The sequence below is a fragment of the Yoonia sp. MH D7 genome (assembly GCF_054439475.1).
The window spans coordinates 1,230,021-1,247,940 of sequence record NZ_JBTJCF010000001.1 but is presented as its reverse complement, the minus strand read 5'-3'; the positions used below and the strand labels follow the sequence as shown (position 1 = coordinate 1,247,940).

Genomic DNA, 17,920 nt, shown 5'->3' with positions numbered 1-17,920 from the left:
ATTGAAACTTATGTATAATGGTAGGCCCGGCAGGACTTGAACCCGCAACCAAAGCGTTATGAGCGCTCTGCTCTAACCAGTTGAGCTACAGGCCCCCAGTGAGCGCAGGGATAGCAGGCACGCTGGCGTGGTCAAGGCCAGATTGATGATCTGTGGGTGCTGTACCAAGCATTTGTGTCAGCATTGCAATCATTTCGATCTCGTCGGCAGTAGTAACTAAGGGGTCGCCATCTAGATCGGCCATTGCGCGAATTTCGTCTTGGGGCGACATCATGGCGCGAACCTCAAAGTCGGCGGGGATTGCAATCCATGGACCATCACCGAATGAGGTTGTGTCTGTCATGCCAAGGGTAGGCAGGGCGATAAGGGCGAGAGTCATTAGTTTAAACATGTCCGGTCTCCGTTGTATTAATCAATCAACCCTCAACTATGTTAATTAGTTCCTAACGCTGTGTACGACCTGTGCAGTTCTTGTGCAGTTGCGCCGCCAAGCCTGTTGGGCTAATGCGAAGGGGAATTTTCGCTGCTGGGGATGAATGCGATGACCAAGACAAGCCTGACTTATGCTGATGCGGGCGTCGATATCGACGCGGGGAACACACTGGTGGAGCGCATTAAGCCTGCGGCCAAGCGCACGGCACGCTCTGGTGTGATGTCTGGACTTGGCGGGTTTGGCGCGTTGTTTGACCTGAAAGGCGCAGGTTTTGTAGACCCGATTTTGGTTTCTGCGACAGACGGCGTTGGCACCAAGCTGCGCATTGCTATTGATACCGGAAACGTTGACACGATTGGCATTGATCTGGTGGCCATGTGTGTGAATGATTTGGTCTGCCAAGGTGCCGAGCCGCTGTTTTTCCTTGATTATTTCGCGACTGGTAAGCTGGAGCTGGAAGAGGCGACGCGTATTATCAATGGGATTGCCAAGGGTTGCGAGTTGTCTGGTTGTGCGTTGATTGGCGGCGAAACAGCCGAGATGCCTGGCATGTATTCCGACGGCGACTTTGATCTTGCCGGCTTTGCTGTTGGTGCGATGGAGCGTGGTGCGGACCTGCCTGCGGGTGTTGTTGCAGGGGACGTATTATTGGGGTTGGCATCTGATGGTGTGCATTCCAATGGCTATTCGCTAGTGCGCCGTATTGTTGAGGTGTCTGGGTTGGCTTGGGCTGATGCGGCACCGTTTGCCGATGTGTCGCTGGGCGAGGCGTTACTGATGCCGACACGCTTATACGTGAAATCGGCGCTGGCTGCGGTGAATGCGGGCGGCGTGCACGCGTTAGCGCATATCACGGGTGGTGGTTTGACCGAGAACCTGCCGCGCGTTTTGCCCGAAGGTTTGGGTGCGCAGGTTAATCTCGATAGCTGGGAATTGCCTGCGGTGTTCAAGTGGCTGACGGCGACGGGCGGCATGGCGCAGTCCGAATTGCTTAAGACGTTTAACGCGGGTGTTGGCATGGTTTTGGCGGTGAGTGCGGATGAAGCCGAGGCCTTGAAAGCAGTACTAAGTGAGGCCGGTGAAACGGTTTACACGCTGGGCACAGTCGTTGAAGGCGAGGGCGTCAGCTATACAGGCGCGTTGCTCTAATGAAACGGGTCGCAATCCTGATTTCGGGGGGCGGCTCGAATATGGTGTCGCTGGTTGATGATATGACCGGCGACCATCCCTGCAGACCTGTTTTGGTGGTGTCGAATGTGCCGGATGCAGGTGGATTGGCTAAGGCCAAAGCACGTAGTATCGCCGTGCAAGTGGTTGATCATAAAAAATTTGCAAAAGATCGTGTGGCGTTTGAGACTGCGTTGCATGAGGCCTTGATCGCAAGTGCGCCTGATATCATCTGTCTCGCAGGTTTCATGCGAATTTTGTCGGCGGAGTTTATGGCAAAGTGGGAGGGGAAGATGTTGAACATTCACCCGTCGCTTTTGCCGAAATACCGCGGGCTGCATACTCATCAGCGTGCGATTGACGCGGGTGATAATGTGCATGGCTGCACTGTGCACGAAGTCACAGCCGAATTGGACGGTGGGCCGATTTTGGGCCAAGCGCAGGTTGTGATTGAGGCGGGGGATACGGCGGAAAGTTTGGCGGCAAAGATTTTGCCTTTTGAACATACGCTTTATCCCGCGATTCTGCGTCGATATGCGGCGGGGGAGCGTAGGATTTTACGTCTTGGGACGTAATCCTTTCATTTATGCGGATAATCGCCTATGACGGGCCAACTTTGAGCCCTTGGGGCAAATACGCGGGACATTTATGAAGACCATCACCACGACCGACGCGCTAGCCGCGTTCTGCGAGCAGGCCGCTCAGCGCGCCTATGTGACTGTAGACACAGAGTTTTTACGCGAGCGAACCTATTATTCCAAACTCTGTTTGATCCAGTTGGCCTATCAGGATGATGCGGGCGATGACGCAGTGCTCGTGGACCCCCTGGTGGATGGGTTGTCGCTCGCGCCGCTTTATGAATTGTTCGCCAATCCGGATGTGGTGAAGGTGTTTCACGCTGCGCGTCAGGACCTTGAGATTTTCTTTGTGGATGCCGGTATTATCCCAAGTCCGCTGTTTGACACACAAGTGGCCGCGATGGTCTGCGGGTTTGGCGAGCAGGTGGGCTACGAGACGCTTGTGCGCAAAATCTGCAAGGCTGATCTGGATAAATCTTCGCGGTTTACCGATTGGGCGCGCCGTCCGTTAAGCGATGCGCAGGCCAAATATGCGGTGGGTGATGTGACCTATTTGCGTGATATTTACGAGCATCTGGCTGCGCGCCTGACAAAGTCCGGTCGTCAGAAATGGGTCGCAGAAGAGATGGCCGTTCTGAATGATCCGGCGACCTATCAGGCGGACCCTGAAGAGGCGTGGCGTCGCGTGAAAACACGCACGACCTCAGGTCGATTCCTTGCGATTGTGCGTGAATTGGCTCGGTTCCGCGAGATTTACGCCCAAGAACGCGATATACCGCGCAGCCGTGTGTACAAAGATGACGCGCTGGTCGAGATTGCCTCGACCAAGCCGCAAAGTGAGAAAGATTTGGGCGGATCACGTCTGTTGCTGCGCGAAGCACGGCGTGGTGATATTGCCACAGGCATTCTTGCGGCGATAAAGGCGGGCATCGAAGCCCCCAATGATAGCTTGCCGAAGCCCGATTTGAGCCGTGCCAAGTTGCAGGTGAACCCTGCGCTGGCAGATATGTTGCGTGTGTTGCTGAAATCGATTTCAGAGAACGAATCTGTGGCGGCAAAGCTGATTGCTTCGAGTGCCGATCTGGATGCGATTGCGGCGGGCGAGCGCGATGTGCCTGCTTTGCGCGGCTGGCGCAAAGAGTTCTTTGGTGACGAGGCTTTGCGCCTGTGTGACGGCAAAATTGGCTTGGCTGTGAATGGTCAGAAGGTCGTGACCGTCACGCTTTAACGCGAGACGGAACGGGCGTTTGTGGCCGATTGCACCTGAATGGTGCGAATCTCTTGCAGGTCATTGGATGAGAGCGCGTAAGCTGCGGTAACCTGGCGGGAATATGCACTGCCAATGGCGGCATTGCCTGCGGATTCGATCCGGAAAGTCAGGGTCAGGACACCATTTTGCTGAGCGGTTTCAACCAGTTCCGCATTGAATTGACCAAGAGTACTAGCCAGACCTGAAGCGCGCACGATTGCGCCTTCGGATGTGCGTTCCAGTGTCAGGTCGGTGATCGATTGGATTGCACCACGGCTATCGACGATCCGCGTTTTGCCACCAGCGGGTGTCAGTGGGCGGCGTTCGCCTGAGGACGTCACCATCGAGGGTTGTGAGGGGCTAAACCAGTTCAGCGGATTGACCCGCGAGTCTGAAATAGTCGCGCAGCCTGTCACCGTCAGGGTTGCAGCAAGCAAGAGGGGCAGGGTGATACGCATAGTCTGGCCTTTCCACAAATCATTACCCTGTGGGTAGCGGATCACGGCGGCGTTGAAAAGCACCCTCTGGACCTATGGGCAGATCAGACCTACATCAATGCGGACAGTATGAGGAGAATAGCCATGGCGAGCGCTGCATTTGAAGAGATTGCCGAAGATTTTGCGTTTTTTGATGACTGGGAAGACCGGTATCGTCACGTGATTGATTTGGGCAAAGCGATGGATCCACTTGATCCTGCGTTTCAGGTAGCTGCGACCAAAGTGGACGGCTGTGCCTCGCAGGTCTGGATCCTGCCCAAGGTTGCGGATGGGATTTTTACATTTCAAGGTGATAGCGACGCTATGATTGTGCGCGGGCTGATTGCGGTGCTTCATGCGCTGTATAGCGGGCTGCCTGTGGCTGAGGTGCAGGCTATTGATGCCCATGCGGAATTAGGGCGGCTGGGGTTGAACGATCATTTGTCCGCGCAGCGATCCAACGGTGTGCGTGCGATGATCGCGCGGATTCATGCGACGGCCGTCTAAAGGGTTTTGAGCACTGTTTCCAAGTCGCCGTAGCCTGTGAACCGGTAAACGTAAGCAAGGCCAAGACGATCGGCGCAATCTTTTGCTTTGGCCTCAAGACCTTCGTCTTTTGTCTGCGCTTGGTAGACAAGCGTTTCGTAATTGCCAAAATACATGTCGCGCAGGGCAGGGTGTTTGCCAAGTCCGAGTGGTTCCCAGACAAAGGCATCAAATTGCCGCACGAGAAAGTCCGTCAGATAAAAGGCGGTCATTTCGTCGCGCGCGGCGAAGGCATCGTTGGTTTCAAAGAACGAGTAGCAGTGCGGACCTTCGACCATTTGGATACCAAGTTCGTCGCATTTTGCTTTCAGTTGTCCGCCTGTGCCGCAGTCGGCGTAGACCACAAAGATGCTGTCGTAATCCGCGCGATATTTGGTCACGCTAGCCTCTACTGCGGGGATAATTTTTTCGGGATGGTTGTGATAGATTGCGGGCAGGCACTGCAGGTCGAGGTGGTGCAAACCGCCTGCGTCTTTGACTGCCAGAATTTCCCGCGCCAAAGCGCCACAAGCCAGCAGTAATACGCGACCTCCTTTCACATCGGCAAAACCGTCCTTGGTCAGAGCTTGATCCGAAGGCAGGTTTATCATTTGCGTGGGGCCACGATAAAGCGCACCAAAAGTGCGACGCCAAGGCCCACAGCGATCCAGCGGGGATTGGCGGCCTCTGTGCCCATCAAGGCCCAGACCGTTAACGCGGCGGCGCAAATCACAGCGGCCAGAAGAGTGAGAAGACGAGGTAGCGGCATGAGTGGCTCCTTTGTTCTAAGATAGGAAGGGTCGCCCAAATAAAAAGGCCCCGCAGATGTGCTGCGAGGCCTCGTTTGCAATGGTATCAAATCAGGCGTTTGCAGCTTGGTTATGTTTGCGCGCCATAAAGGATTTCGCTGTTTCCACCGCCACGGCCGCGTCACGGCAATAAGCGTCTGCGCCGATAGCTTTACCAAATTCGTCGTTCAACGGTGCGCCGCCGACCAATACGATGTAGTCTTCGCGCATCCCTTTTTCGATCAAGTTGTCGATCACAACTTTCATGTAGGGCATTGTCGTGGTCAGCAGGGCGGACATGCCGAGGATATCGGCGTCTTCCGCAACAAGCGCGTCCAGATAACCCTCGACCGCGTTGTTGATGCCAAGGTCGACAACTTCAAAACCTGCGCCTTCCATCATCATGCCAACAAGATTTTTACCGATGTCGTGAATGTCGCCTTTGACGGTTCCGATCACCATTTTGCCAACGCGCGGTGCGCCTGTTTCGGCCAAAAGCGGTTTCAGGATGGCCATGCCGCCCTTCATTGCGTTGGCTGCCAGCAATACTTCTGGCACAAACAAGATACCGTCGCGGAAGTCGGCCCCAACGATGGCCATGCCACCCACCAGTGCTTTGGTCAGCACGTCATAGGGCGCCCATTTGCGCGCGATCAGGATGTTGACACCTTCTTCGATTTCTTCGCGCATGCCATCATAAAGGTCGTCAAACATCTGGGCTACAAGATCATCGTCGTTGAGTTCGGAAAGGATGATATCGTCTTCGTCGGACATTGGGGAAAACCTCCATTGGCGTGTTTACACGGGTCTTTTAACTGTTGTGCGCCGGAAAGAAAGAAGCCACGCAACTATTCGCGACATTTGTGCGGGCGTGACCGACCAATGCTTGCCTATGTTCTCCGTATGTTCCATTATGGTGGCATGTCTCGACTGGTTGATCATCATAATCTACGTATCAAGGGGCGCGGGGCGATCTCTAACCCGGCTGTGCGCTTTGACAGGCTTAGTGCAGAGCATGTTGATGACGGCTGGGAGCCCGACGCCGAACTGCCCGTTCTGCGCACGCAGGTCAGTGTCGAAGTGCCTCGCCGTGTGATCAGCAAGAATACCTCGCCTGATCTGTCGTTTGACCGCTCCATCAATCCATATCGTGGCTGCGAGCATGGTTGTATCTATTGTTATGCGCGTCCAAGTCATGCCTATTTAGGGTTATCGCCGGGCTTGGATTTCGAGACCCAGTTGATTGCGCGTCCCGATGCGCCTGCGATCCTGGAAAAAGAGCTGCGCAATCCGCGGTATCGCCCCAAGATGATTGCGATTGGCACCAATACGGACCCTTATCAGCCGATAGAAAAGCAGCATCAGATCATGCGCGGAATTTTGGAGGTTTTAGCGCGGTTTAATCATCCTGTGGGGATTATCACCAAGGGCACGATGATCGCGCGTGACATTGATATTCTGGCGCCGATGGCGGCCAAAGGGTTGGTGCGTGTCGGCATGTCGATCACGACGTTAGATAATAAGACATCTCGTGCGATGGAGCCGCGTGTGCCGCTGCCTGTGACACGGTTGCGCACGATCCGGCAGTTGGCGGAGGCGGGGATTCCTGTGCGCGTCATGGTGGCCCCCGTGGTGCCGGCGCTGACGGATCACGAGTTAGAGGCGATTTTGACGGCGGCGCAGGGGGCGGGCGCAGTTGCGGCCTCGATGATCGTGCTACGATTGCCGCGCGAGGTATCGGGCTTGTTTCAGGATTGGCTGGCAGAGGCGTTTCCTGATCGCGCAGCGCGGATCATGGGGCGGGTGCGCGAATTACATGGCGGGCAAGACTACGACCCTGCGTTTGGCACAAGGATGCGCGGGCAGGGCAAGTGGGCCGATTTGATCCAGCAGCGTTATGTTATTGCGATGCGCCGATTGGGGTTGGACCGCACGTTACCTCTATTGCGAGAGGATTTATTTGCGGTGCCGCCCCAAGCAGGAGATCAATTATCGCTGTTTTAAGTCCCTATTTTAGGTTCTCGGCGCGCGGCGGCCCCGGCGCGGTGAAGCACTTGGGCCTGCGCCATCTGTGCCGTCAGAGGCGGACGAGAAGTCACCCATAGCTGCTGTGATATCGGCCAGCGTTGGGCGCGGACCTTTCTCGCTGTTCTCCAGTGCCGCGCGCATCACTTTCAGATGCTCCGGCATCGTGCCACAGCAGCCGCCGATAATCGTGGCCCCTGCATTGCGCGCAAGAACGGCGTATTGTCCCATCAGTTCAGGGGTACCGTCGTAGTGGATGTGGCCCTCGCGGAATTGCGGGATGCCTGCGTTGCCTTTGGCGATCAGGGTTTGGGTGTCATCAACCGCAGACATCCCTAGTATCGTGCGCAGCAGATCCGATGCACCTCTGCCGCAGTTGGCGCCAAATCCGATTGGCAGGTGTTTTAGCTTGCCGACGGTTTTCACCATATCGGCAGAGGTAAGCCCCATCATGGTGCGCCCTGCGGTATCAAAACTCATTGTGCCGCACCATTCCATATCCGCCAGCGCAAAGGCTTCGGCGGCAGCAGCAAACTCTTCGGGCGCAGAAATCGTCTCGACCCATAGCACATCCGCGCCGCCCGCCTTTAGCCCTTCGGCCTGCTCGTGAAACATTTCCACAGCGCGGCTATGGGTGAGGGTGCCCATCGGTGCCATAATCTCGCCGGTCGGGCCAACGGAGCCTGCAACTACAACGGGCCGGCCTGCGGCGTCAGCGATTTCGCGCGCCAAAGCGGCCCCAGTGCGGTTCAACTCGAACACCTGATCGTCAGCTTTATGAAGTTTCAGGCGCGACGCATTGCCACCAAACGTATTGGTCAGAAAAATGTCGGACCCTGCATCAACCGCACCTTTATAAAGTTTGCGGATGTTGTCGGGCTTGGAAATATTCCAGAACTCGGGCGGCTCGCCAGCCTCTAACCCCATGTTAAACAGGTTGGTACCAGTTGCACCATCCGCCAAAAGCCAGTCGCGTGTTTCCATAAGTTTGCGCAGCGCGTTGGTCATCTGGTGTTTTCCTTCGTTGAATTATCGGCCGCTTTTCGCATGCACAGAACTATGCTGCAATGTAAAAGGCGCGCCAACGCGGGCCCGCCTTTTACGGATCGCTTGTGGATGAGGCTCAGATTTCGCTCAGAAGCTGGCTTTTAGCCTCGATAAGGCACGCTGCCATTTTGGCGCGGATTGTAGCCTCGTCGGCCTTGTCACCCAGATCGCCTGATACCTTGCGGTAAACGTCCTCGTGCCCTGCTTCCTCGAAGTCTGATTTCACGACTTCTGCGGCATAAGCCGACGCGTCATCACCGGATTTGCCCAACAGCTCTGCAGCCCATAGACCTAGCAGCTTGTTGCCACGTGCCTCTGCCTTGAATTGCATCTCAGCGTCATGGGCAAATTTATTTTCAAATGCGTTTTCGCGGTCGTTGAATGTGCTCATCTTGGGGATCCTCGGTGAATTGCGGGTTTATACATCAGATATGGCTGTCCTTTGGCTTGCTCGCAAGGGGTGGTTGTCGTATCAGCCCCCTAAGACGCGCCCCGTGGCGGGGCAAGCGTAACAACGAGGTGATGACATGGCGCGCCGCAAGCTGGTCTATGAAGGTAAAGCGAAGATCCTGTATGAAGGCCCCGAGCCGGGTACTTATGTGCAGTATTTCAAGGATGACGCCACGGCGTTTAATGCTGAGAAAAAGGCTGTTATTGAAGGTAAAGGCGTGTTGAACAACCGTCTGAGCGAATACTTCATGACAGGGTTGTCGGCGATTGGTATCCCGACGCATTTCATCAGACGTCTGAACATGCGCGAACAGTTGATCCGTCAGGTCGAGATTATCCCACTGGAAGTAATTGTGCGCAACTTTGCTGCAGGCTCGATGGCTAAGCGGTTGGGCATGGAAGAAGGCACACCGCTGCCGCGCCCCATTGTCGAATTTTCGTATAAAGACGACAAACTCGGTGATCCACTCGTCCCTGAGGAATATATCATCGCGTTCGGCTGGGCCTCCCAGCAGGACATGGATGATATTGTCAGCCTTGCGCTGCGCGTCAACGACTGGATGTCGGGTGTGATGTATGGTGTCGGCATTAAACTCGTTGATTTCAAAATCGAAGTTGGCCGCGTTTACGACAACGAATTCCCGAGATTGCTTTTGGCGGATGAAATTAGCCCTGATAGCTGTCGTTTGTGGGACATCGAAACCGGACGCAAACTGGACAAAGATGTGTTCCGTCGCGATCTGGGCGATCTTGCCGACGCCTATACCGAAGTGGCGCGGCGTTTGGGGGTTCTACCGTCAAATGTGACCCATACTCCAACCAAACCTACGCTGATTAACTAAAGGATATCAAAACGATGAAAGCTCGTGTTCATGTGATGTTGAAAACTGGTGTTCTGGATCCGCAGGGTGCCGCTGTGCAGCACGCGCTTGGGTCTCTTGGCTTTGAAGGTGTGCACTCTGTGCGTCAGGGTAAGGTGATCGAGCTGGATCTGGCCGATGGCACATCAGAGGCGACTATTGCCGAGATGTGTGAAAAGCTGCTCGCGAATACAGTGATCGAAAGCTACAAGATCGAGGTGCTATAATGCGCGCAGCGGTTATCGTCTTTCCAGGATCAAACTGCGATCGTGACATGGCTGTGGCCTTGAAAGCAGCGGGCGCGGACGTTCAGATGGTCTGGCATAAAGATGCGTCGTTGCCGGACAATCTGGATTTGGTTACGATCCCGGGCGGGTTCTCGTTTGGTGATTATCTGCGCTGTGGTGCCATTGCGGCCCGTTCACCGGTGTCCAAGGCGGTTGTGGCCCACGTGGAACGCGGTGGCTATGCTCTTGGCGTTTGCAACGGCTTTCAGGTGCTGACAGAAACCGGGTTACTACCCGGTGCGCTGATGCGGAATGCAGGACTGAAATTTATTTGCAAAACAGTAGGTCTCAATGTTACGACCGCTGAATGTGCATTTACCCAAGGGTATCGTGCGGATGATACTGTGCAGATGCCCGTGGCCCACCATGACGGAAATTACACCGCTGATCCCGAGACTTTGGCGGCATTGCACGCCGAGGACCGCGTGGCCTTTACCTACGCCGCGGATTTGAACGGCTCTGTTGATGGTATTGCAGGTATATTGTCGGAAAACCGCCGTGTGCTGGGAATGATGCCGCATCCAGAGCGGGTTGTTGATGCGGGGCATGGCGGCACCGACGGGCAGGCGCTTTTTCGCGGATTGATCGGTCAATTGACTGCTGCGTAAGACCAGCTGCTTGCGCATGTTGTGGGGCAGGGCGTAAAGTGCCTGCATGAGAAAACCTGTCACCCGATCCAAACGCCGTGAACAAAGCCGCTGGGTCATGCGGATTGCTGTCTTGGTCGTCTGCGCGATTGCGGTTATCAGCATCTATGTGACCAATCAGCTGTTGACGCAGCGCTTTACGGAAACCACGCGTAATCGTGCAGAGCTCCGCCTAACTTTATATGTCGCGAACTTGATGAGCGAATTGCAGCGCAATTCGATTGTGCCGCAACTTCTGGCGCGTGATCCGCAGTTGATTGCAGCGCTTGACTACAAAGATTATTCGTTGTCGACCGCACGGCTGTTGTCGTTTGTTGATGAAATCGGGGCGGCGTCATTGATGTTGCTGGATTCCGACGGGCGCACGGTGGCGGCAACAGATCGCAATCGCTTGGGCGAAATGCACAAACAGTCGCCTTATTTTATCAATGCTTTACGCAGCAATGCGACGATTTTTACCACATTCGAGCAATCAAACGGGGCCTATGCCTTTGTCTATTCGCGCCGCGTCGAGGTTGCGGGAACAACTGCGGGGGTGCTGGCAGTCGAAGTCGATTTGCAAAAACTCGAGCGGGGCTGGGCAGGCGTGGCGGACGCGGTGTTTGTGGCGGACAGCGAGGGCAAGATCGTCATGTCGACAGAGCCGCGGTGGCGTGGGTTGGACGAAAGCTCTGCTATCCTTGTGCAATCTGCCCCTTCGGCCATTGAGCGTGCTGTGCGTGCCACGCAGGATTGGGCCGCACTGCCGGTTGATGCCTATCTGCGCGGCGAGGCGGTGCTGCGCCGCGAAGCCCGCGTGCCGTTTCAAGGCTGGCGCATGGTCAGCTACACAACCTATTCGTCGGTTCGTGAACAGGTCAACGGGATCCTTGCGCTAGAGGTCATGGGATTCGCAATTATTCTGGCGCTGATTTTCTGGCTCTGGTCGCGCCGCGCTGCCTCACGTGTCATATTGTTTCAGCGAGAGTCCGCCGAATTGCGGGCTCTGAACATTCGTTTGCAGCGGGAAATCGCCGAACGCCAAAAGGTCGAAAAAACCCTGCAAGTGGCCGAATTGACCCTTGCGCAATCCTCGAAACTGGCAGCCTTGGGCGAGATGGCAGCGGCCGTCAGTCACGAGTTGAACCAGCCTTTGGCGGCAATGAAAACCTATCTGGCGGGGGCGCGTCTGTTGTTACAACGCAAGCGGCCAGAAGAGGCCCTGTCGTCATTCCAGCGGATCGATGATCTGATCGAGAGAATGGGCGCGATCACCAAGCAGTTGAAGTCCTATGCCCGCAAAGGGGGCGACGTATTTTCGCCAGTAGATACAAGGGCTGCAGTGTCGTCTGCCTTGTCGATGATGGAACCGCAGCTCAAGTTACGCGACATCATTATCACCCGCACTTTACCCGAAGACGAAGTGATGATTATGGGCGACAGGATGCGTCTGGAGCAGGTCATTATCAACCTGCTGCGCAACGCGCTGGACGCGACAAAAGGCGTCCGTCACCCCGAGATCGAAATCATCCTTGCCACCGGTGAAACCGTCAGCCTGACGGTGCGGGATAACGGGCAGGGCATCGAAGACCTCGACGCGCTCTTCGAGCCGTTTTACACGACCAAGCAACCGGGCGACGGGGTTGGTCTGGGGCTTGCTATCTCGTCAGGGATCGTGAACGACCTAGGTGGACGACTAACCGCACGCAATGCTGCGGGTGGGGGGGCTGTATTTGAGGTGCAGTTGCCTATCTTGAGTGCAGAAGCCGAAGCGGCAGAATAAGGATTTGATCAATGGGCAAAGCCATGAAAATCGCAATTGTAGACGACGAAAAAGACATGCGGCAATCAATCAGCCAATGGCTAGCACTGTCCGGCTTTGACACCGAGACCTTTGCAAGTGCCGAAGATGCGCTGAAAGGGCTCAGCAACAATTATCCCGGCATTGTGGTCTCTGATATCAAGATGCCCGGCATGGATGGCATGCAGTTTTTGCGCAAACTCAAGGGTTTGGACAGCTCCTTGCCTGTGATTATGATTACCGGTCACGGCGATGTGCCAATGGCCGTGGAAGCGATGCGTCTGGGTGCGTTTGATTTTCTAGAAAAACCGTTTAATCCTGATCGCATGACCGAGCTGGCTAAAAAAGCCACGCAGGCCCGCCGCTTGACTTTGGACAACCGTGCCTTGCGCCGTGAATTATCAGATGGCTCTGCCTTGATCAAAAAACTGATCGGCAACTCGCCCGCGATGGAGCGTCTCAAAGAGGACATTCTTGATCTGGGGCAGGCCGATGGCCATGTGCTGATCGAGGGCGAGACAGGCACTGGTAAAACACTGGTGGCTCATGCGCTTCATGCAGTGGGCGCGCGTGCCGCAAAGAAATTTGTACTCATCAGCTGCACGGCATTTGACGAAGACACACTCAGCCGCCGGATTTTCGGCCCAGCCCAAGACGACGAGCCTATTCCCGCGATTGAAGAGGCCCGTGGTGGCACTCTGGTTCTAGAGGATGTCGAGGCCCTCAGTCATGCCTTGCAAGCCCGCCTGCTGACCGCGATCAACGAACAGGGCACACCTGCTGAGACGCGCATTGTGGCGATTTGTAACCTGCAAGAGTTGGATAAAACCTGCGAAAGCGTGCTACGCCCCGACCTGTTTTATCGCCTTGCGGCCCTGCGGATAACTGTCCCGCCGCTGCGTACCCGTGGCGAGGATATCCTGACACTATTTACCCGCCTGTCCGAGCAATATGCGGAAGAATATGGCTGCGACGCGCCTGAGGTGTCGGCCCAGGAAGCCGCGCAATTGCTGCAAGCCCCATGGCCCGGCAACGTGCGTCAGTTGATCAATGTGGCGGAGCGCGCAGTACTGCAAAACCGTCGCGGCACCGGATCAATTGCGTCGCTATTGATGGCCGATAACGACGAGGTCAAGCCGACTATGACCACCGAAGGCAAGCCGCTGAAAGAGTTCGTCGAAGCCTTCGAGCGCATGCTCATCGACAACACAATGCGCCGCCATAAGGGGAGTATCGTCGCTGTAATGGACGAATTGTGCCTGCCGCGCCGGACTTTGAACGAAAAAATGGCAAAATATACGCTGCAACGGTCGGATTATCTGTAAAATCCACGTTGTTTGCACACAGCACCTTGTCTAATGACCATTATCTCCCTTATGTATGGTTTACGGGTGTCCATGCGTTGGTGCGTGGTGTCGCCCGGTAGGATTTTCTACGTCTTTCGGAAACCGGATTTTTTCCCCCGCAAGACGTAGCTGATTTGACCTGAAAATGGTCAGAGGAACGCCCTTGGTCGCGTGAGCATTTCAATGCGCCGGGTCTAGAATGGGTTCTCTTATGGGGGACCGGAGTAGCAACGCGATGCAAAGCGCGCAAAATTCAGGCAATGACGCGGGGGCCCTTAGGGACCTGACGTTTGCCCGTGCTTATATCGCCAATTTAGAAATCGCCAAATGCAGCCTTGCCCCACGGGGGCTGTCTGCGTTTGCGCGAGTGAACGGATACAATGAAGAAAATGTTAATCGATGCCACACACGCGGAAGAAACCCGCGTCGTTGTGGTCGACGGGAACAAAGTCGAAGAGTTTGATTTTGAGAGCCAGTTTAAACGTCAGGTTGCTGGGAACATCTATCTTGCGAAAGTGACACGGGTTGAACCGTCGTTGCAGGCCGCATTTGTTGATTACGGCGGCAATCGCCACGGTTTCCTTGCTTTCTCGGAAATCCACCCTGATTACTACCAGATTCCTGTGGCGGATCGTGAGGCCCTGATAGCCGAAGAGAAAGCCTATGCCGAAAGCCTGAAAGCCGAGGAAGAGGACGACGAAAAGCCTGTGAAGCGTCGTCGCACGCGGACACGTACAAAAGCATCTGACGTATCGGGTGCGGATGCGGTAGCCACCTCTGATGATGTATCCTCTGACGATGTTGCGGGAATGGAAACCATTGATCTTGGTGACGATGACGAGGGATCATCGCCGATGACGCTTGTGGCGGATACGCCAGTCGAGACCCCGTCCCATGACGACGATGATGGCGACACTGATGACGATTCTGATGCCCAGTCCGGTGCTGATCCGTCTGACAAGGATAGCGACATCGAAAGCGTCGCCGAAGAAGATGACAGTGACGATGTGCGTCCCGTGCGCAAGCCGCGCCCAAAACGGTATAAGATTCAGGAAGTGGTCAAGGTTCGCCAGATCCTGCTTATTCAGGTTGTGAAAGAAGAGCGTGGCAACAAAGGTGCGGCATTGACCACATACTTGTCGCTGGCTGGTCGTTACTGCGTGTTAATGCCGAACACTGCCCGTGGTGGCGGAATTTCGCGCAAGATCACCAATGCACCTGACCGCAAAAAGCTAAAAGAAATTGCAAGTGAAATGACCGTGCCAGAAGGCGCAGGTCTGATCATTCGCACCGCTGGATCCCAGCGCACAAAAGCCGAGATCAAGCGTGACTACGAATACCTTCAGCGTATGTGGGAACAGATCCGCGAGCTGACGCTGAAATCGATTGCCCCTGAGAAAATTTATGAAGAAGGCGATCTGATCAAACGCTCGATCCGCGATCTTTATAACAAAGATATCGACGAAGTGATTGTTGCAGGCGAGGCGGGCTACCGTAACGCCAAAGACTTCATGAAGATGATCATGCCGTCACACGCGAAAAACGTGAAGTTTTATTCCGAGCAGCTGCCGCTTTATGCGCGCTATCAGGTTGAGGGCTACCTCGCAGGGATGTTCAACCCGACTGTGCAATTGCCGTCCGGTGGCTATATCGTGATCGGGATCACCGAGGCGCTAGTCGCGATCGATGTGAACTCCGGCCGTGCGACCAAAGAAGGCTCGATCGAGCAGACCGCCACCAAGACCAACCTTGAGGCCGCTGATGAAGTGGCCCGCCAGTTGCGCCTGCGCGATTTGGCTGGCTTGATCGTGATCGACTTTATCGACATGGACGAACGCCGCAATAACATCGCTGTTGAAAAACGCATGAAAGACAAACTCAAGACCGACCGTGCGCGTATTCAGGTGGGGCGCATCTCCGGCTTTGGCTTGATGGAAATGTCGCGCCAGCGTCTGCGTCCGGGTATGCTAGAGGCCACAACGCAAATGTGTAGCCATTGCCACGGCACAGGTCTGTTGCGCTCTGACGATAACGTCGCGCTGTCAATCTTGCGCGCCTTGGAAGAAGAGGGCACGCGCGGCCGCTCGAAAGAGGTTCTGGTTCGTGCGCCGATTGCGATTGCCAACTTCCTGATGAACGGCAAACGCGAGCATATTGGTGATATTGAAGCGCGCCACGGCATGTCCGTGCGTATTGAATGTGATCCAACGCTGGTGTCGCCTGACTTTGCGATCGAAAAGTTCAAGACCGCCACGCGCGTTGTGCCAGAGGCGGCCCCGATTGTCGCCAGTGCCATCATGTTTGAAGATGACGATGATGATATCGTTGAAGAAACGCCAGATGAAGAAGAAATCGTAGAGGCTGTGGCCGAGACAGCAGTTTCCGAGGAAACCGCTGATGGCGAAGAGCGTCCCAAGAAAAAGCGTCGTCGTCGTCGTCGTCGTCGTGGTGGCAATGGTGAAAACGGTGAAGGCGAGAACGCAACTGACGAGAATGGTGAAGCTGATGCGCCAGTTGTGGCTGATGCTGCCGTTGACGGTGAGACAGCAGTAGAGGCTGCCCCAGCCGAGAAGCCAAAGCGTACACGGTCGCGCAGCCGCAAGAAGGTTGAAGAAGCGCCTGTAGTTGCCGAGGCTGACGCAGTTGACGCGGATGCACCTGTCGAGCCGGATGCGCCGGTTGAGCCAGTCGCTGAAACGGTTGAAAAGAAGCCGGCAAAGCGTACGCGCAGCCGTAAAAAGGCCGAGCCAGCGTTAGAGGCCGAAGCGCCAGTAGCAGATGCTATTGAGGGCGATGCGCCTAAAGCTGAGGAAAAGCCCAAGCCGAAGCGTAAGAGCCGTGCAAAGCCGAAGCCTAAAGCAGACGCTGAAGGTGTGGCTGCTGCCGAAGTGGCTGTTGAGGTAGCACCAGAAGTGGTCGCACCATCAGCGCCAGAACCTGCACCAGTTGAGCCCGCACCAGTTGAACCTGAGCCAGTTGTGGAAACACCGGCCCCTGTGAAAGCTGCTGAACCCGTCGAAGTGGCCGCACCGGTTGTGGAAACGCCAGCGGCGCCTGAGCCTGAAAAGAGCGATGCGCCCAAACGTAAGGGCTGGTGGTCTTTAGGACGCTAAAAACAATAACGGCCGTATCTGATGATACGGCCGTTTTGATTTGGTGCGATGCGTTTTCCTCAAATTTTTCGAATTGCGTAGGTTTGGTCGGGTCCATTATCTGTCATATCGACCAGCGTGTGACCCGCCTCGGCGCAAAAATGCGGCATGTCGATCACTGCCGCAGGGTCATCTGCCACCACGCGCAGCACATCACCTGACGCGAGGCTCAAAAGCCGCTTGCGGGCTTTGAGAACGGGAAGCGGGCAAAGCAGCCCGCGTGCATCAAGATCATGTATCATGCCTGAATAATACGGAAGATATTTCACCGCGTAAACACACCTGTGACCTCTCGCCGCGTGACGCCGCGCGATTGCTGACGTATGAGGGGGGCAAAGGAGCCAGTTCATGTTAGAGGCCGCCCAAATTCTTGATGCATCATTACTACCTGCGATGTTTATCGCGCTGGTTGCGGGGTTGCTGTCGTTCTTGTCGCCCTGCGTGCTGCCGATTGTGCCGCCGTATCTGGCCTATATGGGCGGGGTGTCGGTGGACGAGATGGAAGGTGATGCACCTGCACGCCGCCGTGTTTTAGTCGCGGCGATGTTCTTCGTGCTGGGTCTCTCGACCGTATTCTTGCTTCTCGGCTTTGCATTTTCGGCGATGGGGCGCGTGTTTTTGCAGTTCCAAGACTGGTTCACGATCATTGCAGGCATTGTGGTGATGGTTTTCGGTGCGCATTTTATTGGCATTTACCGCATCGGCTTTCTGGACCGCGAAGCGCGGGTCACAACAGGAGACCACGGCGGCTCGGCCTTTGGTGCTTATGTTCTGGGGCTGGCCTTTGCATTTGGCTGGACGCCGTGCTTGGGGCCGATCCTGGGCACCATCCTTGGTCTGGCGGCGTCCGAGGCGTCATTGATGCGCGGCACGGTTTTGCTTGCAACTTATGCCTTTGGTCTCGGAATCCCGTTTTTGCTTGTCGCCGCGTTCTTCCCCCGCCTTAAAGGACCGATGGCATGGATGAAGCGCCATATGGCGCAAATCGAGCGTACCTCTGGCCTGTTGCTTTGGACTGTGGGGCTGATGATGCTGACCGGCCAATTCACCGCGTTTAGCTGGTGGCTGCTAGAGCGATTCCCGGCACTCGCCACATTGGGCTAAAGACTT

Annotated in this window: 20 protein-coding genes and 1 tRNA gene; 12 read left to right on the top strand and 9 right to left on the bottom strand. The window is 55.5% G+C overall.

What is annotated here, in order from left to right; all coding sequences use genetic code 11:
• Window positions 1–18: 18 nt before the first annotated feature.
• Window positions 19–95, bottom strand: a tRNA-Ile gene (locus tag ACXLHR_RS06150).
• Window positions 86–391 carry a hypothetical protein gene (locus tag ACXLHR_RS06145; RefSeq protein ID WP_458790634.1) on the bottom strand — a complete coding sequence of 102 codons (306 nt, stop codon included), beginning with the start codon at window positions 389–391 and terminating at the stop codon, window positions 86–88. The genes ACXLHR_RS06150 and ACXLHR_RS06145 overlap by 10 nt, the downstream gene beginning before the upstream one ends.
• A gap of 150 nt (window positions 392–541) precedes the next feature.
• Between ACXLHR_RS06145 and purM the strand changes: the two genes are divergently transcribed.
• The 3 genes from purM (at window position 542) to rnd (ending at window position 3,406) form a co-directional block, all read left to right on the top strand.
• Complete coding sequence (gene purM / locus ACXLHR_RS06140) at window positions 542–1,582, top strand: phosphoribosylformylglycinamidine cyclo-ligase (RefSeq protein WP_458790633.1); 1,041 nt, start codon at window positions 542–544, stop codon at window positions 1,580–1,582.
• Window positions 1,582–2,175, top strand: coding sequence for a phosphoribosylglycinamide formyltransferase (purN, locus tag ACXLHR_RS06135; protein WP_458790632.1), 594 nt, complete (start codon window positions 1,582–1,584; stop codon window positions 2,173–2,175). The genes purM and purN overlap by 1 nt, the downstream gene beginning before the upstream one ends.
• 73 nt (window positions 2,176–2,248) lie before the next feature.
• A complete protein-coding gene (rnd, locus tag ACXLHR_RS06130) occupies window positions 2,249–3,406 on the top strand; it encodes a ribonuclease D (RefSeq protein WP_458790631.1) in 1,158 nt (385 codons plus the stop codon).
• Here the strand turns inward: rnd and ACXLHR_RS06125 are convergent.
• Window positions 3,403–3,885 carry a hypothetical protein gene (locus ACXLHR_RS06125; RefSeq protein WP_458790630.1) on the bottom strand — a complete coding sequence of 161 codons (483 nt, stop codon included), beginning with the start codon at window positions 3,883–3,885 and terminating at the stop codon, window positions 3,403–3,405. The two genes, rnd and ACXLHR_RS06125, sit on opposite strands and share 4 nt — an antisense overlap.
• 123 nt (window positions 3,886–4,008) lie before the next feature.
• On the opposite strand from ACXLHR_RS06125, the gene ACXLHR_RS06120 reads away from it, so the two are divergent.
• A complete protein-coding gene (locus ACXLHR_RS06120) occupies window positions 4,009–4,410 on the top strand; it encodes a SufE family protein (RefSeq protein ID WP_458790629.1) in 402 nt (133 codons plus the stop codon).
• On the opposite strand, the gene ACXLHR_RS06115 is transcribed toward ACXLHR_RS06120, so the two are convergent.
• From ACXLHR_RS06115 to ACXLHR_RS06105, 3 genes are all read right to left on the bottom strand, one after another.
• Window positions 4,407–5,039, bottom strand: a complete 633-nt coding sequence (locus ACXLHR_RS06115; protein ID WP_458790628.1) for a DUF1638 domain-containing protein — start codon at window positions 5,037–5,039, stop codon at window positions 4,407–4,409. The genes ACXLHR_RS06120 and ACXLHR_RS06115 overlap by 4 nt on opposite strands.
• Entirely contained in the window at window positions 5,036–5,197 is a 162-nt protein-coding gene (locus tag ACXLHR_RS06110) for a hypothetical protein (protein ID WP_458790627.1), read from the bottom strand. The genes ACXLHR_RS06115 and ACXLHR_RS06110 overlap by 4 nt, the downstream gene beginning before the upstream one ends.
• A 91-nt stretch (window positions 5,198–5,288) precedes the next feature.
• Complete coding sequence (locus ACXLHR_RS06105) at window positions 5,289–5,990, bottom strand: corrinoid protein (protein ID WP_458790626.1); 702 nt, start codon at window positions 5,988–5,990, stop codon at window positions 5,289–5,291.
• 147 nt (window positions 5,991–6,137) lie between these two features.
• On the opposite strand from ACXLHR_RS06105, the gene ACXLHR_RS06100 reads away from it, so the two are divergent.
• Window positions 6,138–7,220 carry a PA0069 family radical SAM protein gene (locus ACXLHR_RS06100; RefSeq protein WP_458790625.1) on the top strand — a complete coding sequence of 361 codons (1,083 nt, stop codon included), beginning with the start codon at window positions 6,138–6,140 and terminating at the stop codon, window positions 7,218–7,220.
• A gap of 9 nt (window positions 7,221–7,229) precedes the next feature.
• On the opposite strand, the gene bmt is transcribed toward ACXLHR_RS06100, so the two are convergent.
• Together bmt and ACXLHR_RS06090 are read right to left on the bottom strand one after the other, a co-directional pair.
• Window positions 7,230–8,249: a betaine--homocysteine S-methyltransferase gene (gene bmt / locus ACXLHR_RS06095; protein WP_458790624.1), complete on the bottom strand. Its 1,020-nt coding sequence runs from the start codon at window positions 8,247–8,249 to the stop codon at window positions 7,230–7,232.
• 115 nt (window positions 8,250–8,364) lie between these two features.
• Complete coding sequence (locus tag ACXLHR_RS06090; RefSeq protein WP_458790623.1) at window positions 8,365–8,679, bottom strand: DUF1476 domain-containing protein; 315 nt, start codon at window positions 8,677–8,679, stop codon at window positions 8,365–8,367.
• A gap of 136 nt (window positions 8,680–8,815) precedes the next feature.
• Between ACXLHR_RS06090 and purC the strand changes: the two genes are divergently transcribed.
• The 6 genes from purC (at window position 8,816) to ACXLHR_RS06060 (ending at window position 16,771) form a co-directional block, all read left to right on the top strand.
• Complete coding sequence (gene purC / locus ACXLHR_RS06085; RefSeq protein ID WP_458790622.1) at window positions 8,816–9,580, top strand: phosphoribosylaminoimidazolesuccinocarboxamide synthase; 765 nt, start codon at window positions 8,816–8,818, stop codon at window positions 9,578–9,580.
• Between the two features lie 14 nt (window positions 9,581–9,594).
• A complete protein-coding gene (gene purS, locus ACXLHR_RS06080) occupies window positions 9,595–9,825 on the top strand; it encodes a phosphoribosylformylglycinamidine synthase subunit PurS (protein ID WP_458790621.1) in 231 nt (76 codons plus the stop codon).
• Window positions 9,825–10,493, top strand: coding sequence for a phosphoribosylformylglycinamidine synthase subunit PurQ (purQ, locus tag ACXLHR_RS06075; RefSeq protein ID WP_458790620.1), 669 nt, complete (start codon window positions 9,825–9,827; stop codon window positions 10,491–10,493). The genes purS and purQ overlap by 1 nt, the downstream gene beginning before the upstream one ends.
• Window positions 10,494–10,539: 46 nt before the next feature.
• A complete protein-coding gene (locus ACXLHR_RS06070) occupies window positions 10,540–12,294 on the top strand; it encodes a sensor histidine kinase (protein WP_458790619.1) in 1,755 nt (584 codons plus the stop codon).
• An 11-nt stretch (window positions 12,295–12,305) separates the two neighbouring features.
• Complete coding sequence (locus tag ACXLHR_RS06065) at window positions 12,306–13,637, top strand: sigma-54-dependent transcriptional regulator (protein WP_458790618.1); 1,332 nt, start codon at window positions 12,306–12,308, stop codon at window positions 13,635–13,637.
• 401 nt (window positions 13,638–14,038) lie between these two features.
• Window positions 14,039–16,771, top strand: a complete 2,733-nt coding sequence (locus tag ACXLHR_RS06060; protein WP_458790617.1) for an Rne/Rng family ribonuclease — start codon at window positions 14,039–14,041, stop codon at window positions 16,769–16,771.
• 59 nt (window positions 16,772–16,830) lie between these two features.
• Here the strand turns inward: ACXLHR_RS06060 and ACXLHR_RS06055 are convergent, their stop codons facing one another.
• Window positions 16,831–17,052 (bottom strand): sulfurtransferase TusA family protein, encoded by a 222-nt coding sequence (locus ACXLHR_RS06055; protein WP_458792484.1) that lies wholly within the window; start codon window positions 17,050–17,052, stop codon window positions 16,831–16,833.
• Window positions 17,053–17,158: 106 nt separating this feature from the next.
• On the opposite strand from ACXLHR_RS06055, the gene ACXLHR_RS06050 reads away from it, so the two are divergent.
• Window positions 17,159–17,914, top strand: coding sequence for a cytochrome c biogenesis CcdA family protein (locus ACXLHR_RS06050; RefSeq protein WP_458790616.1), 756 nt, complete (start codon window positions 17,159–17,161; stop codon window positions 17,912–17,914).
• Window positions 17,915–17,920 lie beyond the last annotated feature (6 nt).